Raw genomic sequence first — 18,450 nt, 5'->3', positions numbered from 1 at the left:
GTCCGCGGCATCCGAGTGCTCGACGTCCGACCCGCCCACCCCTCCAGTAGCATCGCGACTGGGCGGCCATCGCCGGAGGGACCTGGGGGCGGACATGGAAGTCGACTACTCGCTGGGGACGCTGGTCCTCATCCCGGCGATCGCGGTGGTGGCACCGCTGCTCGTCCGTGGGCTGGGACGCTGGGTGGCGATCCCGCTCGTCGTGTTCGAGATCGTGCTCGGCCTCGTCTTCGGGCCGGCAGTGCTCGGCTGGATCCAGCCCGGGCCGTTCGCGCAGGCGTTCTCGGACTTCGGTCTCGCGATGCTGTTCTTCCTGGCCGGCAGCGAGATCGACTTCCGCGCCATCCGTGGCCGTCCCATCGGCCGCGCCGCGATCGGCTGGATCGTCTCGCTCGCCGCCGGCTTCGGCATCGCCGTGCTCTTCGCGCCGAGCCTCGGCGCGGCGGCCTTCATCGGCATCGCCCTGACCTCGACGGCGCTCGGCACGATCATGCCCGTGCTGCGCGACTCGGGCGATCTGCGCACGCCCTTCGGGATCGCCGTCATCGCGCTCGGCGCCATCGGCGAGTTCGGGCCGCTGCTCGCGATCTCGCTCTTCCTCAGCGGCCGTTCCCCCCTCGTCGCGACCCTCGTGCTGCTCGGCTTCGCCGTCGTCGCGGCCGCGGGCATCTGGCTCGCCACACGCGATGTGCGTCATCGCGTGCATCGCGTCATCACGGCGACGCTGCACACGAGCGGCCAGTTCGGCGTGCGACTCGTGGTGCTCGTGATCATGGCGCTCGTGACGCTCAGCCTCGCACTCGACCTCGACATGCTCCTCGGCGCGTTCACGGCCGGAGTCATCTACCGACTGCTGCTGTCGGGAGCGCCGAAGCACGACATCGAGATGATGGAGAGCAAGGTCGAGGCGCTCGGCTACGGCTTCTTCGTGCCGATCTTCTTCATCTTCACGGGCGTCACGTTCGACCTCGACGCTCTCCTCGCCGATCCCCGCACGCTCGCGCTCGTGCCGATCTTCCTCGTGCTGCTGCTCGTCGTGCGCGGGCTGCCGTCGCTCCTCGCCGCGCCCGCGGGGTCGAGTGTGCGCGATCGGGCGGCCATCGGCCTGTTCGGCGCGACCGGCCTGCCGATCATCGTCGCGGTCACGGCCATCGGCGTCGAGGCGGGCGACCTCGCCAGCGGCACCGCCTCGGCGCTCGTCGGGGCGGGCATGCTCTCGGTGCTGCTGTTCCCGCTCATCGCACTGGCGCTGCGCAGGCGATCGCCGGATGCCGCGGCCCGCACGCGCGAGGACGACGCCTTCGTGCCCACCGAGGGGTGATCCAGCACGGCCCGCTATGCTGGCGTGGCCGGCCCCCGTAGCTCAGCGGATAGAGCAGCAGCCTTCTAATCTGTCGGTCGCAGGTTCGATTCCTGCCGGGGGCACCGTCACGCCGACTCGTCGTACCGCAGGTCAGCCCGTTCGCGCGGGCGGAACCGCGCAGCGAAGTCGCGATCGTTCGGCACCCACACGTCGTCCCAGAGCCGGTCGTGATCGTTTCCGGCCGCACGGTCGCGGGACTTGCCCCGCGCGGTCGCGGTGTCGAGGTCCACATCGGTCCAGACGCTCAGGTCGATCAGTCCGTCCAGATCGGGATGGAGGATGCCGACCGCATCGACCACGAGCAGGCCGGCGTCGGGCAGCGGCTCGCTCGGCAGGAGCTCCGACGTGGCCCAGTCGTAGCGACGGAAGCGACCCGGCGAGCCCGCTCGGAACGGCTCGAGCACCTCCGTGCGCAGGCGCAGGCGATCGACCATGGCCCAGTCGGGCGAGCGCTCCCCGGCGCGCGACGGCACGATGAAGTCGTCGCCGCGCAGGCGGACGGCGCCGGGCACGGCCTCGACGAGGCGCCGCGCGAGCGTGGACTTCCCCGCGCCCCCGAAGCCCGAGATCCCGACGACGGCCCGCGGCATCCGCGATCGCAGCTCGTCGGCCGCGCGCACGAGGTCGTCGAAGGAGGCCATCGCGCCAGCCTACGAGCAACGCGCCGCACGAGGCATCCGTCGTCGATTCGCCCGCGACGACCCACGTGACGAGCACACCGGGCGAGGCCGGCGTGTCCGACGCCCCCGGTAGACTCGCCGCATGGCAACCTCGAGTGACCGACTGGTCTGGATCGACTGCGAGATGACCGGGCTCGACCTCGAGGTCGACGAGCTCGTCGAGATCGCCGTCGTCATCACGGACTACGACCTCAACCCCGTCGACGCCGGGCTGAGCATCGTGATCAAGCCCGATGCGAGCGCGCTCGAGAACATGGGCGAGTTCGTCCGCGCCATGCACACCGAGTCGGGGCTCATCGAGGAGATCCCGAACGGCGTGAGCGTCGCCGAGGCCGAATACGAGGTGCTCGAATACGTGCTGAAGCACGTCCCCGAGGAGCAGAAGGCTCCCCTGGCCGGCAACTCGATCGGCACCGACCGCGGGTTCATCTCGAAGTTCATGCCGCGGCTCGACTCGCACCTGCACTACCGCAACGTCGACGTCTCCTCGATCAAGGAGCTCGCGAAGCGCTGGTTCCCGCGGGCGTACTTCAACTCCCCCGCCAAGAACGGCGGCCACCGCGCGCTCGCCGACATCCTCGAGTCGATCCGCGAACTGCACTACTACCGCCGCGCGATCTTCGTCGCCGACCCCGGTCCGTCGAGCCAGGAGCTGCAGACGCTCGCCGCCGCCGTGGTGGACGAGTTCGAGGCGAAGGTGTAGTAGTCTCTTACAGTTGCCTCGATCGCCTCGGCGGTCGACACATGGTGGGTATAGCTCAGTTGGTAGAGCGCCTGGTTGTGGTCCAGGAGGTCGCGGGTTCAAGCCCCGTTACTCACCCCAATGAGCGCCTGGTCGCGGTACGGTTCCAAGAGCAGGTCGCGGGTTCAAGCCCCGTTACTCACCCCAAGTAGCGTGAATCCCCCGCCACCGACGGGAGCAGTCGTGGAACTCGATGGCGAAGCGTTCGAGGCCCTCGTCGTCGACGAGCTCGACCAGCTTCCCGACGAGATGATCGACGGTCTCGAGAACGTCGTGTTCGTCGTCGAGGACCGCCCCGAGGACGGCTCCCTCGACCTGCTCGGCCTCTACGACGGCTTCGCGCTGACCGAGCGCGACCGCTACGGCATGGGCGAGATGCCCGACCGCATCATCCTGTACCGCGAGCCGCTGCTGGCCGTCGCCGACGACGAGGAGCAGCTCCGCGAGGAGATCCACATCACGCTCGTGCACGAGATCGCCCATTTCTACGGCATCGACGACGACCGGCTGCACGAACTGGGCTGGGCCTGAGCACCCGCCGGTTACGCTCTACGCATGACCTCCCCCGGCCGGATCATCGGCATCTCCGTCGGCGCCCTCGCCATCCTCGGCATCGGCGTGTACGGCCCCGCGATGCTGCTCGGTCCGCTCCCCGACGTCACGGTCCGCACGACGTCCGCGGCCGCGGCTCCGGCCGAGGTCTCCGCGCTCACGCTGCCCGAGACCGGTGCCAGCGCCATCGCCGTCGTCGGCGACGACGGCACCGCCGAGACGATCGCGAGCGCCGGCGACCCGGCGGCAGTGCCGATCGGCGGCGCCGCCAAGCTCGTCACGCTCCGCGTGACACTCGACTCGCTCCCGTTGCCCGCCGACGGCGCGGGCCCGGCCATCCCGATCGGACCCGAGGACTACGTCGACTACCTGCGGTACTCGGGCGAGGGCTCGCGCGCGCTGCCGGTCTCCCCCGGCGAGACCTGGACCGAGCGCGACGTCGTGCGTGCCGTCCTGCTCGCGTCGAGCAACAACCACGCCGACACGCTCGTGCGGTGGGCGTTCGGCTCGCCCGACGCCTACGTCGAGGCCGCGAACGCGTGGCTCGCGGAGCAGGGCTTCACCGCCACCCGCGTCGACGACGCGACCGGACTCTCGGGCGACAACGTGGGCACCGCCGACGAGCTCGCGCGCCTCGCGGCACTCGTGCTCGCCGACGACCAGCTCGCGGCCATGCTCGACGACCCCGAGGAGGCGCCGCCCGGTGCGCGCGTCGTGCCCGACCTCGTCGCACGTGCCGACGACGGCGCCGTGCGCGCGATCACCCGGAGCTTCACCGACCAGGCGGCCCTGAGCTACGTCTTCACCACCGAGCTGCCCGCGGTCGAGGGCGTCGACGGCCTGCGTCGCATCACCGGGGCCATGCTCCTGATGCCCGACTACGAGACGCTCGACCCGGCCGTCACCGCCGCCGTCGACTCGGCCGCCGCCGCGTCAGCCCCCGTCACGGTCATCGCGGAGGGCACGCCCTACGCACGCGTGGTGGCGCCGTGGGGCGACGAGGCCGAGCTCGTCGCCTCGGTGAGCCGCACGGATGCCGCGTGGGGCGAGGCTCCGAGCGAGGCGTCCGTCACCGTCGATGGCTTCTCGACCGCGCCCGAGGGCCGGGAGGTCGGACGCGTATCGGTGGCGACCGCGACGGGCGAGCTCGCCTCGCCGCTGCGGCTCACCGGCGACATCCGCGACCCCGGACCGGTGTGGCGGCTCACGAACCCCGCCACCGTCATCGGCGCGTTCCTCGCGGGTCAGGCGTCCTGACCCGAACGGGTTGCCGAGTTCGCGAACCGTCGAGCGATGACGTCAGTCGTTGTCGTCCTCGTCGAACTCCACCGGGTCGGAGTCGTCGGCGTCGAACCGGAACCGGACCCGCAGCTGCCCGTTGACCTCGCGCTCGTCGACCGCGTCGTACCAGAACAGCGACTCGAGGCCGTCGACGGCGGCCATCATGCCGACGCGCGCCTCGGCCTTGCCCCCCACGAGGACGCGGTGCTCGAAGTCGCCCTCGAGCGGGCCGTCGATGAATTCGGCGACGTACTCTGCTGGACTCGTGTCTGCGCTCATGGCACTACGTTATCCCTCACTCTCGGGCGTGCACAGCCACCGCGCCCGCGGCGATGCCGGGCTCGATGCGCCCGTCGGGCGCCGCTCGGAGCCGCACCATGGCCTGCCGTTCGGGCGACGTGCGCCGTACGTGCCGTCGCCACTGCCGCTCCCACAGTTCCCAGTACGGGTCGTAGGCGCCGCGATCGCGTCGGAGCGCTCGCCGCTTGCGAGTCGCGTCGGAGGCGTCGACCCAGACGCGCACGGCATCGGCGGCGCGTTCGCCGGCGGTGAACGCGCCGCAGCCCTCGATGACGAGCCCGTTCCGTCCGGGCCGCACGTGCTCGAGACGGCCCGGCGCGTCGCGCGCCCAATCCCAGCGGCGCCAACTGCCGACGGCGCCTCGCCGGGTCGGCGGTAGGAGGGTGCGTGCGAGGTCGTCGCCGGCACGTTCGAGCCCGGTCCAGCCCCGGTACACGTCGTCGAGCCGCACGAGGGTCGGCGCCCGCCCGGGCCAGCGCTCGATCAGCGCATCAGCGAGCGTCGACTTGCCCGCGCCGCTCGGTCCGTCGATGAGCACGACGGGTGCACGGATGCCGCGAGCCGCCGCGACCACGGCGGCCACCGCCGAGGCGGCGGGCTCGCCGTCGTGCGCGCCGACGAGTGCGCCACCGGCGCCCGTCGCCGCGGCGTCAGGCCCAGATGACATTCCAGCTCCCCGTCGCGACGGCCGCCGTCGCCGAGATGGCCGCGACGAGGCATCCGACCGCGATGACGACCCACTCGCGCCCGCGGAAGTGCGCGACCCGGGCCCACGTGCGAGCGCCGGGCGCCCCGAACCCTCGGGACTCCATGGCCGTGGCGAGCGTGCTGCCGCGCCGGATCGCGAGTACGAGCAGGGCGAACGCCTGGCCGAGTCCACGCCGGATCACGCCGTGGTCGGCGATGCCCCGCGCGCGCCGCGCAAGGCTGAGCGTGCGCCAGTCGTCGATCGACGAGCCGACGAGACGCAGCGCCGCCAGCGCGCCGAGCACGAACCGCGCCGGCAGCCGGAGGGTCTGCGCGAGCCCGTCGGCGAGGTCGGTGGGGTCGATCGTGAGGAAGATCACGACCGCAGGCAGCGCGATCGCGATGACGCGCAGGGTGGTCGCGATGCCGATCTGCACGGATCCCTCGGTGACGTGGATCACGCCGAAGTCCCACAGCACGGCTCCCGATGGAGCGCCGTAGAGCACCATGCTGATGCCCGTGAGCGGTGCGGCGATCCAGACGGGCAGGGTGCGCCGCGACCACAGCAGGCGGCCGAGCCCGACCGCCGTGAACAGCACGAGCTCGCACGCGATGGCGACGGCCGCCGACACGGCATCGAGCGTGAGCACCAGCACGATGCTCAGCGGCACGGTCGCGGCGATCTTCGCCACGGGGTTGATCGTCGCGAGGGGCAGCCCCGGGCGGATGGCGGCGATGCTCATCGGGCGCCTCCGCCCGATGGCAGCGCGACCGCACCGACCTCGAGGCGACGATCGGCGATCGCGTCGACGAAGACGTCGTCGTGGGTGACGGCGACGACGCCGACGCCGTCGTCGCGGAGGTCGACGATCAGGCGCGCGAGCTCCCGCCAGGTCGTGGCGTCCTGTCCGAACGTCGGCTCGTCGAGCACGAGCATGCGCGGGCGCGTGGCCAGCGCGCTCGCGACCGAGAGGCGGCGCTTCTCGCCGCCCGAGAGCGTGAAGGGGTTCGCCTCGGCGAGCCGCTCGAGGCGCAGCACGGCGAGGAGCTCGTCGACGCGGCGTGCGCGCTCGTCGGCCGGCAGCTTCAGCGCCCGCGGCCCCACCTCGAGCTCCGCGCGCACCGATCCCGTGAGGAACTGGTGCTCAGGGCTCTGGAACACCGTGCCGATGCGCGTGAGCAGGTCGCGCGAGCGCCAGCGCCACGGCTCGCCGCGGAGTCCCCGTGCGAGCTCATCCGACGGCTCGATGCGACCGCCCTCGGGATGCAGCAGCCCCGCCAGCGTGAGCGCCAGCGTCGACTTGCCGGCGCCGTTCGGCCCGGTCACGGCGAGGATGCCGCCCGCATCGACGGTGACGTCGACGCCGCGCAGCACGGGCGAGCCGGGCACGCGGGCGACGTCGAGCCCCTCGGTCGTGAGCAGTGGACGCCCCGCCGAGACGTCGCGCGCCGGCGCGCGCCAGGGCACCTCGTCGGGGAGCCAGACGCCTGCGGCCCGGAGCTCGGCCGCGCGTGCGGCGAGCACCGGTTCCGGCGCGCCGTCGGCGAGCAGTCCGTCGCCCGCGCCGAGGACCACGATTCGGTCGACCGCCGGAAGCCAGGTCGACACCCGATGCTCGATCACGACGAGCGTCGCGTCGGTCTCGTCGGCGACGCGGACGACGGCGTCGCGCACCTCGCGCACACCCGACGGATCGAGGTTGGCGGTGGGCTCGTCGAGCAGGATGAGCCCCGGCCGCATGGCGAGCACTCCGGCGAGGGCGAGTCGCTGGCGCTGGCCGCCCGAGAGCTCAGCGGTGGCGTGGTCGAGCGGCAGGTCGAGTCCCACCGCGTCGAGCGCCGCCCGCACGCGCGGCCAGATCTCCTGACGGGCGACGCCGAGGTTCTCGAGGCCGAACGCCACGTCGTCGCCGAGCCGTGCCATCACGACCTGGGCGTCGGGATCCTGCAGCACGAGGCCCGATCGGCCGCGCGCCGCCGCCGCGGGTCGTCCGTCGACGAGGAGCTCGCCGAGGACCTCGCCCTCGTCGTCGCCCCCGAGCACGCCCGCCATGCCGTGCAGCAGGGTCGACTTGCCCGACCCCGAGGCACCGAGGAGGAGCACGCGCTCGCCCGGCCGGATCTCGAGGTCGAGGCCCTGCACGGCGGGCAGTCGCCGCCCGCCGTGCCGCCAGCCCCACCCGCGCGCGACGACGGAGGCCGCGCCCGGCGACGACGCATCACGCGTCGTCATGTCAGACCGTCCGCAACTCGCGTCCCGCGGCGAACCGGTCGAGCGCGCCCGCCCTGGCGAGCCCGCGCACGGCGAGCCACGACAGCCCGCCCGCGATGACCGCGCCGCCGACGACCGCCGAGATCGTGTAGACGATCGCGAACGTCGGCGCGGCACCGGCGTACCAGAGGATCAGGTCGTTGATCGCCATCGCGAGGCCCGCGCCCGCGCCGGCCAGCAGCGCGACCGGCAGTCGCCAGTTCCGGTACAGGAAGATCGCGAAGACGAGCTCGGCGCCGAGACCCTGTACGAGTCCGGCCTCGATCGTGAGCAGGCCGCCCCATTGGCTGCCGATGAGCGCGGACACCACGGCCGCGACGAGCTCGGTGTAGATCGCGGCGCCGGGCTTGCGGATGATGAGTCCGCCGAGGACGCCGGCGATGAGCCACACGGCCGCCGGTGCGGCCTGCAGGCCCGGGAGCAGGGCCTCGATGGGAGCCGAGATCGGCCCCCAGACGACGCCCCACGCCCAGAAGACGACGCCGACGGCGACGCCGATGACGCTTGCGACGACGATGTCGACGACCCGCCAGCGGAGTCGACGCTCGCCGGTGCGCGCGGTGGAAGCGGATGATGCGGTGGTTGCGTGCACTGTCGTGCCCTTTCGATTCGTGGAAAGAGGCACGGGATATGAGATGCGCTGCCCTCCCTGCGCTGGCATGACCCAGATCAGGTTCGACGGTCGAAGGTTGAGAACCTTCCTCTCAGCCCGGCTCACCGGACTCCCGTGTTCAAGACCGAGTATACGCGCGACGCGGAGCCCGACGTCGCCGCCGGGGGACCGATGGCGCAGGTCAGTGCTTCAGCGCGCGGATGATCATCTTGAGGGCGCGGCCGGAGGCCCAGACGAGCGGCGTGGCCACGAGCAGGAGGCCGATCACGTTCGGCTCGAAGCGGACCTCGCCGCGGCTGCCGACGTATGCGCCGAGCGGAATGGATACCCCGCCGCCTCCGCCGCCACTGCCCTCGCCCTCGCCCTGCAGCTCCCTGCCGACGTTGCCCCCACCGCTGCCACTGCCGCTGCCGCCGCCGAAGCCGTACGCGCCGAGCGCCACCGGGATGACCTTCGTGCCCTCGACATCCACCGTCTCGCCGTAGGAGGTCTTCACCCCGACGCCCGAGACGGTCCCCGCCAGATCCAGTACGAGTTCAGCCATGCGGGCCACGCTACTCGCGGATGCCGCGGCCTACCACCCCCAGCCCGCGGCTGCGGCCTCGGCATCGTCGTCGTCGGCACCGGGGGCGGGTCGCTCGGGTCGCCGATCGCCGCCCGGACGGACGAGCGCGGCGGGCCGCACCGCGCCCGTGCCGAACTTCGCGGTGACCTCGTCGATCGTGCGCTCGGCGTCGCGCCACTCCTCGTCGGGGTCCCACAGCATCGCGCCGCTGCCGCTGGGCCGGAGGTGCTCGGCGCGCACGCCGATGAGGCGCACGCGCTCACCGTCGCCGATGAGCTCGCCCAGGGCGTCGGATGCCTCGTCGTAGATGCGGCGCGCGACATCCGTCGGCTCGGCGAGCGTGCGCGAACGCGTGACCGTGCGGAAGTCGCCGTAGCGCAGCTTGAGCGTCACCGTGCGGCCGACGAGCCCGCCCTTGCGCAGGCGGACCGCGACGTTGTTCGAGAGCCGGAGCAGCTCGCGCCGGATCTCGACGGGATCGACGAGGTCGTGGTCGAAGGTGTTCTCGTGGCCGATGCTCTTCTCGGTGCGCGTGGTGTGCACGTCGCGCGGGTCGATGCCGTTCGCGAGCTGTCCGAGGCGGGCGGCGAGCGCGGGGCCGACCGCGCGCTCGAGCGCCTCGTGCGGCATGGCCGCGACGTCGCCCACCGTGCGCAGGCCGAGGCGGAGCAGCGACTCCTCGGTGACCCGCCCGACGCCCCACAGCGCGGAGACGGGCAGCGGATGCAGGAACGCGACGGTCTGCGCCGCGGGCACGACGAGCATGCCGTCGGGCTTGGCCCGGCTCGACGCGACCTTGGCGACGTACTTGGTGGCGGCGACGCCGATCGAGCATGTCAGGCCGGTCTCGGCGTGCACCCGTTCGCGGATCGTCCACGCGATCTCGGCCGGGCTGCCGTGCAGGCGCCGCGCGCCCGACACGTCGAGGAACGCCTCGTCGATCGAGAGCGGCTCGACGAGCGGGGTGTGCTGCTCGAAGATGCGCATGACCTGCTTCGAGTACCTCGCGTAGCTCGAGTAGTCGCCGCGCAGCACGATCGCGTTCGGGCAGCGCTGCAGGGCCACGGACATGGGCATGGCGGAGTTGACGCCGTAGCGCCGCGCCTCGTAGCTTGCCGCAGACACCACCCCGCGGCCGGCGGTGCCGCCGACGAGCACCGGCTTGCCGCGCAGGTCGGGGCGCTTGAGCAGCTCGACGGACACGAAGAACGCGTCCATGTCGACGTGCAGGATCGGGGTCGCTGAATCGTCGACGGGGCCGGTGGTGACCTGCCGCGACGAGCCGTCCTGCTTGCTCATGCCCCGACCCTAGCGGCATCCGCCGTCATCGGCCGGGCCCGCGAACGCGCGACCCGGCCGACGATCGGCACGGATCAGAACCCGAAGTCGCCGCCGCCGAAATCGCCGCCGCCGCCGAAATCGCCGCCGCCGCCGCCGAAATCGCCGCCGCCGCCGCCGAAGTCGCCACCGCCGAACCCGCCGCCGTCGTACCCGCCGCCGTCGTACCCGCCCGCGTCGCCCGATGCGTCGCCGCCGGCGTCGCCGCCGGTGTCGCCGCCCGAGTCGCCCGCCTCGCCGGAGCCGTCGGCCCCGGCCTCGAAGCTCGACGGATCGGGCAGGAACGCCTGCGCGATCGCCGATCCGACGACCACGCCGGCGACGGTGCCGAGCATCGAGGTCGCGAACATGCCGCCCATCGACGGACCCGTGGCGCCCTGGCGGCGGCCCGCGGCATCCGCGTTCGCGAAGGCGCGCTCGACGCTGCCGGGCTGGCGGAGCTCCTGCCGCGTCGCCGCGCGGGCGAGCGCGGACGGCTCGTCGGAGACGAGTCGCTCACCGGCCGGGGCCTGGTCGGCCAGCGACTGGTAGACGAGCCGGCGCTGCTCGGGCGACAGCTTCGCGAACGCCTCGGCGTGCACCGCCTCGATCGACTCGGGCGGCGCGGTGCGGAGCAGGTAGCGATAGCGCTCGACGGCCAGCTCGTCCTCGCTGAGCTGGCGTGCGGGCGGAACGGGCCGGGCGGGCGGCTCCGCCCGGTCGTCGGTGCCGAACAGTCGGTCCAGGAAGCCCATGGTGTCCTCGTCAATCGTCTCAGCGGACGACCACTCTATGGGTGCCGGCATCACGTCACCTGTGAGTCGGCGGATACCGCTGAGCAGGGCCGCCGGCACGCGGCATCCGCCACCGACTCGCCCGTCCGCCCCTGGCGCTGCGCGCCCGCGATCGTGCGAGACTTGCCGTAGGCCAGCCAACGTCGGAGGGGCCGTGACCGAGTCGAGCGTGACGCATCCCGACGCTTCCGCGCGCGATCGGACGCCCCGCGACCCCGCGATGGACCTCGTGCGGGTGCTCTGCGTGGTGCTCGTCGTCGCCGGCCACCTCCTGATGATCGGCGCCTCGATCGTGCCCGGCCGCGGGCTCGTCGTCGAGCGCACCCTGCTCGAGACGCCCTGGATCGGGCCGCTGACGTGGATCGCGCAGATCATGCCGCTGTTCTTCGTGGTCGGCGGGTTCGCGGGGATCGGCGCCTGGCGACGGCTCGAGGCCTCGGGCGGAACGGCCTCCGACTACATCCGGTCCCGCATCCTGCGGCTGGCCCGGCCATCGATCGCACTGTTCGCCGCCCTCGCGATCGGGATCCTGGCCATGCACCTCACGGGCGTCGACCCCGTCTCGATCCGGCTCATCGGCCTCGGCATCTCGGCGCCGATCTGGTTCCTCGCGGCGTACGCGTTCGCGCAGGCGTACCTGCCCGGACTCGCGACGTTCCACGCCCGCGCGCCGTGGTGGACGCTCGCCGCACTCGCCGTCGGGGCGCTGGCCTGCGACGTCCTGCGGTTCGCCACCGGGTTCGAGGCGCTCGCCCTGCTCGACATGACCTTCGTGTGGCTCTTCGCCCAGCAACTGGGCTTCTGGGTCGCCGACGGCTGGTTCGCGCGGCGCTCCCCCGCGACGATCGCCGCGATCGGCGCGGGCGCGTACCTCGTGCTGTTCGGGCTCGTCGGCCTCGGCTACCCGGGCAACATGCTCGACAACCTCTATCCGCCGACGTTCGCGATCGTCGCGCTCGCGCTCGGGCAGACCTGCCTGCTCGTGCTCGCGCATCCCGCGCTGACGAAGCTCGTCGCCGTGCGCTCGGTGCGGGTCGTGGTCGCGGTCGTCGGCGCGCGGCTGATGACCGTGTACCTCTGGCACGTGCCCGTGCTCGCGCTGGTGATCGGCCTGCTGCTGTTGACCCCGCTGCCGGCACCGCCCGCCGGATCACCCGCGTGGTGGCTGACCCGGCCGGGGGTGCTCGTCGTCATGATCGTCGTGCTGGCCGGGATCTCCGCGGTGCTCGGGCGGCTCGAACGGCCGTCGCCCCCGCCGAGGCAGCGCCCGTCGGACTGGGCGACGGGGCTGGCGTCCGCCTGCATGGTGCTGCCGCCGTTCGCCGTGCTCGTCTGGGGGCTCGACTTCATGGTCGCCGCGTGCAGCGCCCTCCTGCTGACGGGCGCCGTGCTGCTGCTCAATCCACTGCCGGCGGGGGCGCGCGAGCGTGATCCGAGCGCGGTCACGCCCTAGGCGCGAGCCGCCCACCGGCATGCTCGCGCCGGGGCGACCGGGCGCACCGCCCGGTCGCCCGCGCGCATGGCCCGGTGGGTCGCCGGATGCTACGCGTCGGTCGCCGAGGCGCGCTCGAGCACGAGCTCGCGAACGCGCGCGGCATCCGCCTTGCCCTGCATGGCCTTCATGACCGCGCCGATGACCGCACCGGCGGCCTGCACCTTGCCGTCGCGGATCTTCGCGAGCACGTCGGGCTGCGACGCGAGCGCCTCGTCGATGGCGGCCACGAGCGCGCCGTCGTCGGACACGACCGCGAGCCCGCGGGCCTCGACGATCTCCTGCGGCGATCCCTCACCCGCTGCGACGCCCTCGAGCACCTGCCGGGCGAGCCGGTCGGTGAGCGTGCCGGCGTCGACGAGCGCGGCCAGCTCGGCCACCTGCGCGGGCGACGCGAGCGACGCGGCATCCGTGTCCTGCGCGTTCGCGAGGCGGGTGAGCTCGCCGGTCCACCACTTGCGTGCGGCGGCGGGCGTGGCGCCCGCCGCGACGGTCTCCGCGACCTCGACGAGCAGGCCGCCGTTCACGACGTCCTGGAACTCGAGGTCGGTGAAGCCCCACTCGGCCTTCAGGCGACGACGGCGGGCTGCGGGCGGCTCGGGCAGGGCCGCCCGGAGCTCCTCGACGAGCTCTCGCGACGGCACGACCGGGAGCAGGTCGGGCTCGGGGAAGTAGCGGTAGTCGTCGGCGTCCGACTTGGGGCGGCCCGGGCTCGTGGTGCCCGAGTCCTCGTGCCAGTGCCGGGTCTCCTGCGTGATGCTGCCGCCCGCGGCGAGGATCGCGGCCTGCCGCTGGATCTCGTAGCGCACGGCGCGCTCGATCGAGCGGAACGAGTTCACGTTCTTCGTCTCGGTGCGGGTGCCGAGCTTCTCGGAGCCGCGCGGGCGCAGCGACACGTTCGCGTCGCAGCGCAGGTTGCCGCGCTCCATGCGCGCGTCGGAGATGCCGAGCGCGATCGCGATGTCGCGGATGGTGGCGACGTATGCCTTCGCGAGCTGCGGCGCGTCTGCCTCGGCGCCGAAGATCGGCTTCGTCACGATCTCGACGAGCGGCACGCCGGCGCGGTTGTAGTCGACGAGCGAGTATTCCGCGCCGTGGATGCGACCGGTGGCGCCGCCCACGTGCGTGAGCTTGCCCGCGTCCTCCTCCATGTGCGCACGCTCGATCGGGATCTGGAAGACGCGGCCGTCCTCCAGCTCGACCTCGACACTGCCCTCGAAGGCGATGGGCTCGTCGTACTGCGAGATCTGGTAGTTCTTCGCGAGGTCGGGGTAGAAGTAGTTCTTGCGCGCGAAGCGGCTCGACTCCGCGATCGAGCAGCCGAGCGCGAGGCCCAGCGAGATCGATGAGCGCACGGCCTCGCCGTTCACGACCGGCAACGAGCCGGGGAGCCCCAGGTCGACCGGGGCGACGAGCGTGTTCGGCCCGGCGCCGTGGAAGGCGGAGTTCGCCGGGTTCGGGGCCGGCGAGAACATCTTCGTCGTGGTGTTCAGCTCGACGTGCACCTCGAGGCCGATCACCGGCTCGAAGAGCTCGAGGGCCTTCTCGTAGTCCATCAGGTCGGCGCGGGCCATCAGACGGCACCCTCCTCGCTCGCGAGCATCTCATGGGTGGACAGGTCGGGCGCGCTCTCGAGGATCGGGGCGCCCCACTCGGCGAGCAGCAGCTGCTCGAGCGCGCCGCCGACGTTGTAGAGCCGTGCGTCCTCGCGAGCCGGCGCGAGGAACTGGATGCCGACGGGCAGGCCGTCCTCGGGCGCGATGCCCGAGGGGATCGAGATGCCCGGGACGCCGGCGAGGTTCGCCGGGATGGTCGCGACGTCGTTGAGGTACATCGCCAGCGGGTCGTCGAGCTTCTCGCCGAGCTTGAACGCCGTGGTGGGCGCGGTGGGCGTCGCGAGCACGTCGACGTTCGCGAAGGCGGCGTCGAAGTCGCGCTGCACGAGCGTGCGCACCTTCTGGGCGCTGCCGTAGTAGGCGTCGTAGTATCCGGCCGAGAGGGCGTAGGTGCCGAGGATGATGCGTCGCTTCACCTCGGGGCCGAAGCCCGCCTCGCGCGTGGCGGCCATGACCTGTTCGACCGTGCCGCCGCCGCTCGGGGTGACTCGGAGCCCGAAGCGGACCGAGTCGAACTTGGCGAGGTTCGAGGACGCCTCGGCCGGGAGGATCAGGTAGTACGCGGCGATGGAGTACTCGAAGTTCGGGGCGCTGACCTCGACGATCTCGGCGCCGTTGCGCTCGAGGAGGGCGAGCGCCTCGTGGAAGCGCTGGCGCACGCCCGCCTGGAAGCCGTCGGAGTCGAGCTCCTTGACGACGCCGATGCGGAGGCCCGAGACATCCGCGCGCCGAACGGCCTCGGCCATCGACGGCCACTCGGTGGGGATGGACGTGGAGTCGTGCGGGTCGTGCCCCGCGATCACGTCGTGCAGCAGCGCGGCGTCGAGCACGGTGCGCGTGACCGGGCCGATCTGGTCGAGCGACGACGCGAGCGCGATCGAGCCGTAGCGGCTCACCGCGCCGTACGTCGGCTTCACGCCCACGGTGCCGGTGACGTGCGCCGGCTGTCGGATCGAGCCGCCCGTGTCGCTGCCGAGCGCGAGCGGCGCCTCGAAGCTCGCCACCGCGGCGGCCGAGCCGCCGCCCGAGCCGCCGGGGATGCGCTCGAGGTCCCACGGGTTGTGCGTGGGGCCGTACGCCGAGTGCTCGGTCGACGAGCCCATCGCGAACTCGTCCATGTTGGTCTTGCCGAGCGGCACGAGGCCGGCCTCGCGCACCTTGCGCACGGGCGTCGCGTCGTACGGCGGCACCCAGCCCTCGAGGATGCGGGAGCCCGCGGTCGAGGGCATGCCCTCGGTGACGAGCACGTCCTTCACCGCGATCGGCACGCCGGCGAGCTCGCCGAGCGGCTCGCCCGCGGCGCGGCGGCGGTCGATGTCGGCGGCGGTCGCGAGGGCGCGCTCGGTGTCGACGTGGAGGAACGCGTGCACGGCGCCGTCGACGGCGCCGATGCGGTCGAGGTGGGCCTGCGTCGCCTCGACGGACGACACGTCGCCGGCGGCGAGGCGCGCGCCGAGCTCGGCGGCGGACAGGCGGATGAGGTCGCTCACTGCTCCTCCCCCAGGATCGCCGACACCACGAAGCGCGAGTCGGCCGCCTCGGGTGCACCCGAGAGCGCCTGCTCGACGGACAGCACGGTGTCGCCCACGACGTCGTCGCGGAAGACGTTCTGCATCGGGATCGGGTGGCTCGTCGGCGGCACGTCGGGCGTGGCCACCTCGCTCACCTTCTCGACCGCCTGCATGATCTGGCCGAGCTCCGCCGTGAGGTGCTCGATCTCTTCCTCGGTGAGCGCGATGCGTGCGAGGTTCGCGAGGTGGGCGACCTGCTCCGCACTGATTTCGGACATGCTGCTCCGTCGTGTCGGGATGGGGATCACCCGAGTCTATCGGGGCTCGTCTCCTCCCCTGCGACGGGCACCGGAACGGCTCCCTCCGCGAGCTTGAGCCGCGTCCAGACGTTCATGTTGATGACGACCGCGGCGATCTCCGCGATGGACGTCGCCTCGAAGTGGGCGGCCAGTTGCGCGTGGAGGATGGGGAACCCCGCCAGATCGTAGGTCGTGAGCCCCTCGCAGTACGCGAGCGCGGCCCGTTCGGCGTCGGTGAACACGGCGCTCTCGCGCCAGCTCGGCAGGTGGGCGATCGTCTCGGCGTCGATGCCGACGCGCTCCGCGGCCGCGGTGTGCAGGATGAGGCAGTACGAACAGGGATCCAGCTGCGCGACCCTGAGGCGCAGGAGCTCGGCGAGTCGGGCGTCGAGGCCCAGCTCGGCCGTGTAGCCGAACTTCGCGGCCATCCCCCTGGCGAGCTCGTCGAACTCCGTGAGGTCGGAGTCGAATCGGGTGTTCTCGAACCGGATCGCCATGCGATGTCTCCTCCCAGCGCGTCGACCGTCGACGGATGCCGCGTCAGCTCGGCCTGCCGAAGAGCCCCTCGCCGTAGCGGTGGAGGATCTCGTAGGCATCGGCGTAGGTGGCGGGCTCCTCGGCGTCGGGCGCGCCGTACTTCGCGAGGAGCAGCCCGAGCAGGCCACGGGCCGGCGGGCTCAGCGGCTTGTCCTTGTGTTGGTGCGCGGGATGCGGAGCCTCGGCCTGCGGGTTCGGCGGGATGAACTGCGGCGTGGTCGACGGCCAGGTGATCGGCGCCCGCGGCTCGCGGAGGTTGACCGCGTTGAAGAGGTTGTTCGCGCCGACGTCGCGTCGAGTGAGCGGCTTCAGTCCGTGCAGCCGCGAGAGCGTCGCGATGACCGCGGCGTGGTGCATCTCGTCGTGGATGACGGTGCCCGCGCGGGTGTAGGCCGAGACGGCGATCGCCGGCACGCGGCATCCGAGCCGGTCGAACCCGAAGCCCATCTCGCCCTCGCTGTCTTCGTGCGGGGGCGTCGCCGAGGGCGGCGGAACATGGTCGTACGTGCCGCCGTGCTCGTCGAACGTGATGAGGAACATGGTGTTGAGCGCGTTCGAGCCCGTGGGCGACGCGCTGCGCTTGATCGCCTCGTAGACCTCGTGCACGAGCGCCTCGCCGGCGCGTACATCGGAGATCGCCGAGTCGATGACCTCGACGCCGTCGACGTCGCTTTCGCGGAGGCGACCGAACGGCGGGTGGAAGTCGTTGTGGTTGTAGGTCATGCGCGGCTCGATGAACGCATACGCCGGGAGCCGGCCGAGCTTCACGTCCTCGTAGAACTGGCTCATGGTCGCGAACCGCTCGGTCTTCCAGAACGGCTCGAGCACGGGCGCGTGCAGCACGCCGGTGAACGAGACGAGCTGCAGCTCGTCGAAGTAGACGCGCCACGAGACGCCCGCCTCCTCGAGGCGATTGAAGATCGTGGGCGTCGCTGGGGCGTCGAGCCATTTGTCGTAGCCGCCGCCCGCCTTGTTCGTGACGAAGCCGTGCGACGTCGAGGCGTGGAAGAACGACCGGTTGCAGAACGTCTGCGAGGGCACCGCGCAGTACCAGTTGTCGTAGACGGCGAAGTTCTTGGCGAGGGTCGAGAGCACCGGCAGCATCGGCGGCGAGAACGAGCCCATGATCTGGCTCGCCTCGTCGATCGTGGGTGCCGTGCCCTTCTTCAGCCGCATGTAGTTGATCCAGTAGTCGCGCACGAACCCCGACATGTCGGCGGCGGCCTCGCGCCCGGGCGCGTTGTACGGCGCCTGCATCGACTCGACGAAGAGCTCGGCGTTCGTCGCCGGGTCGACCGTGTCGAACAGTTGCGTGTTGACGTGCGGGAACTCCTCGCCCGGATCGGGGTTCGGTCGGCCCATGATCTCGTCGGTGGAGCCCTCGTACACGTGCACCGCGACGACCGTGCCGTCGGGCGCCGTGTTCGTGTAGTCGCCGAAGGCCAGGCCCTCGAAGGTCTCACCGGCGGGCAGGTCGTCCTGCGAGTAGAGCCAGCCGAGCAGGTTGTCGAACGAGCGGTTCTCGCCCATGAGCACGACGAGGTGGTCGAAGCCGGCCTGCTGACGGGCCGTGAGCGGCACGAAGTCGTCGACGCCCTCCTCGAAGCCCAGCTGGTGACCGATCGAAGCTCCGACGGCCGCGCCGATGCCACCGCCGACCACGGCGCCCGCCGCCGCGGCGCCGCCGATCTTCAGGAAGTCGCGACGCGACGTGGCGCGCGGCGCATCGGCCGCGGCATCCGCCCCCGCATCTGCGCCCGTGCCCGATTCGTCGGACCTGCCCGGCTCGCTCGACTCCGGCTCGACGTCGTCCCCCACGCGCTCCCCCA

19 protein-coding genes, 2 tRNA genes and 1 riboswitch are annotated in these 18,450 nt (G+C 72.3%); of the genes, 7 read left to right on the top strand and 14 right to left on the bottom strand.

Translation table 11 applies throughout. The features are described 5' to 3' along the window. Positions 1–94 precede the first annotated feature (94 nt). Both ACWGO8_RS16615 and ACWGO8_RS16610 read left to right on the top strand, forming a co-directional pair. Entirely contained in the window at positions 95–1,321 is a 1,227-nt protein-coding gene (locus tag ACWGO8_RS16615) for a cation:proton antiporter (RefSeq protein ID WP_452044104.1), read from the top strand. A 31-nt stretch (positions 1,322–1,352) separates the two neighbouring features. Continuing rightward, positions 1,353–1,425: transfer RNA gene (locus ACWGO8_RS16610), tRNA-Arg, on the top strand. A gap of 3 nt (positions 1,426–1,428) precedes the next feature. Here ACWGO8_RS16610 and ACWGO8_RS16605 read toward each other — a convergent pair. Next, a complete protein-coding gene (locus ACWGO8_RS16605; RefSeq protein WP_452044103.1) occupies positions 1,429–2,004 on the bottom strand; it encodes a uridine kinase family protein in 576 nt (191 codons plus the stop codon). 121 nt (positions 2,005–2,125) lie between these two features. Between ACWGO8_RS16605 and orn the strand changes: the two genes are divergently transcribed. The 4 genes from orn to ACWGO8_RS16585 all read left to right on the top strand — a co-directional run bounded on the left by orn (position 2,126) and on the right by ACWGO8_RS16585 (position 4,594). Next, a complete protein-coding gene (gene orn / locus ACWGO8_RS16600; RefSeq protein ID WP_376954990.1) occupies positions 2,126–2,746 on the top strand; it encodes an oligoribonuclease in 621 nt (206 codons plus the stop codon). Positions 2,747–2,790: 44 nt separating this feature from the next. Continuing rightward, positions 2,791–2,866, top strand: a tRNA-His gene (locus tag ACWGO8_RS16595). A gap of 102 nt (positions 2,867–2,968) precedes the next feature. Beyond that, complete coding sequence (locus ACWGO8_RS16590; RefSeq protein WP_452044102.1) at positions 2,969–3,316, top strand: metallopeptidase family protein; 348 nt, start codon at positions 2,969–2,971, stop codon at positions 3,314–3,316. 24 nt (positions 3,317–3,340) lie between these two features. Next, positions 3,341–4,594, top strand: coding sequence for a hypothetical protein (locus tag ACWGO8_RS16585; protein WP_452044101.1), 1,254 nt, complete (start codon positions 3,341–3,343; stop codon positions 4,592–4,594). A 42-nt stretch (positions 4,595–4,636) separates the two neighbouring features. On the opposite strand, the gene ACWGO8_RS16580 is transcribed toward ACWGO8_RS16585, so the two are convergent. The 8 genes from ACWGO8_RS16580 to ACWGO8_RS16545 all read right to left on the bottom strand — a co-directional run bounded on the left by ACWGO8_RS16580 (position 4,637) and on the right by ACWGO8_RS16545 (position 11,127). Then, a complete protein-coding gene (locus ACWGO8_RS16580; protein ID WP_376954993.1) occupies positions 4,637–4,897 on the bottom strand; it encodes a hypothetical protein in 261 nt (86 codons plus the stop codon). Positions 4,898–4,913: 16 nt separating this feature from the next. Continuing rightward, positions 4,914–5,585, bottom strand: a complete 672-nt coding sequence (locus ACWGO8_RS16575) for an AAA family ATPase (protein ID WP_452044100.1) — start codon at positions 5,583–5,585, stop codon at positions 4,914–4,916. Continuing rightward, positions 5,569–6,348, bottom strand: a complete 780-nt coding sequence (locus ACWGO8_RS16570) for an energy-coupling factor transporter transmembrane component T family protein (RefSeq protein WP_452044099.1) — start codon at positions 6,346–6,348, stop codon at positions 5,569–5,571. Before ACWGO8_RS16570 ends, ACWGO8_RS16575 begins: the two co-directional genes overlap by 17 nt. Continuing rightward, positions 6,345–7,838 carry an ABC transporter ATP-binding protein gene (locus ACWGO8_RS16565; RefSeq protein ID WP_452044098.1) on the bottom strand — a complete coding sequence of 498 codons (1,494 nt, stop codon included), beginning with the start codon at positions 7,836–7,838 and terminating at the stop codon, positions 6,345–6,347. The genes ACWGO8_RS16570 and ACWGO8_RS16565 overlap by 4 nt, the downstream gene beginning before the upstream one ends. Before the next feature lies 1 nt (position 7,839). Next, positions 7,840–8,469 (bottom strand): ECF transporter S component, encoded by a 630-nt coding sequence (locus ACWGO8_RS16560; protein WP_376954997.1) that lies wholly within the window; start codon positions 8,467–8,469, stop codon positions 7,840–7,842. Positions 8,470–8,506: 37 nt separating this feature from the next. Then, positions 8,507–8,616: riboswitch (TPP riboswitch) on the bottom strand. Between the two features lie 55 nt (positions 8,617–8,671). Further along, positions 8,672–9,034 carry a hypothetical protein gene (locus ACWGO8_RS16555; RefSeq protein ID WP_376954998.1) on the bottom strand — a complete coding sequence of 121 codons (363 nt, stop codon included), beginning with the start codon at positions 9,032–9,034 and terminating at the stop codon, positions 8,672–8,674. Between the two features lie 30 nt (positions 9,035–9,064). Next, on the bottom strand, positions 9,065–10,354 hold the full coding sequence (locus ACWGO8_RS16550; RefSeq protein ID WP_452044097.1) for a DNA polymerase IV: 1,290 nt from the start codon (positions 10,352–10,354) through the stop codon (positions 9,065–9,067). A gap of 74 nt (positions 10,355–10,428) precedes the next feature. Then, a complete protein-coding gene (locus ACWGO8_RS16545) occupies positions 10,429–11,127 on the bottom strand; it encodes a hypothetical protein (protein WP_452044096.1) in 699 nt (232 codons plus the stop codon). 193 nt (positions 11,128–11,320) lie between these two features. On the opposite strand from ACWGO8_RS16545, the gene ACWGO8_RS16540 reads away from it, so the two are divergent. Further along, complete coding sequence (locus ACWGO8_RS16540; protein WP_452044095.1) at positions 11,321–12,619, top strand: acyltransferase family protein; 1,299 nt, start codon at positions 11,321–11,323, stop codon at positions 12,617–12,619. An 89-nt stretch (positions 12,620–12,708) separates the two neighbouring features. Here the strand turns inward: ACWGO8_RS16540 and gatB are convergent, their stop codons facing one another. From gatB to ACWGO8_RS16515, 5 genes are read right to left on the bottom strand one after another with little or no spacing between them, the layout of a single operon-like run. After that, positions 12,709–14,232, bottom strand: a complete 1,524-nt coding sequence (gene gatB / locus ACWGO8_RS16535; RefSeq protein ID WP_452044094.1) for an Asp-tRNA(Asn)/Glu-tRNA(Gln) amidotransferase subunit GatB — start codon at positions 14,230–14,232, stop codon at positions 12,709–12,711. After that, the gene (gene gatA, locus ACWGO8_RS16530) at positions 14,232–15,764 is read right to left on the bottom strand and encodes an Asp-tRNA(Asn)/Glu-tRNA(Gln) amidotransferase subunit GatA (protein WP_452044093.1); all 1,533 of its coding nucleotides are present in this window, start codon (positions 15,762–15,764) and stop codon (positions 14,232–14,234) included. Before gatA ends, gatB begins: the two co-directional genes overlap by 1 nt. Continuing rightward, positions 15,761–16,063, bottom strand: coding sequence for an Asp-tRNA(Asn)/Glu-tRNA(Gln) amidotransferase subunit GatC (gatC, locus tag ACWGO8_RS16525; RefSeq protein WP_376955005.1), 303 nt, complete (start codon positions 16,061–16,063; stop codon positions 15,761–15,763). Before gatC ends, gatA begins: the two co-directional genes overlap by 4 nt. 26 nt (positions 16,064–16,089) lie before the next feature. Next, positions 16,090–16,581, bottom strand: a complete 492-nt coding sequence (locus ACWGO8_RS16520; protein ID WP_452044092.1) for a carboxymuconolactone decarboxylase family protein — start codon at positions 16,579–16,581, stop codon at positions 16,090–16,092. 43 nt (positions 16,582–16,624) lie between these two features. After that, on the bottom strand, positions 16,625–18,439 hold the full coding sequence (locus ACWGO8_RS16515; RefSeq protein ID WP_452044091.1) for an alkaline phosphatase family protein: 1,815 nt from the start codon (positions 18,437–18,439) through the stop codon (positions 16,625–16,627). Between the last annotated feature and the right edge of the window lie 11 nt (positions 18,440–18,450).

The sequence above is a fragment of the Agromyces sp. NPDC055661 genome, assembly GCF_053618135.1.
This window is presented reverse-complemented; position numbering and strand designations above follow the sequence as displayed.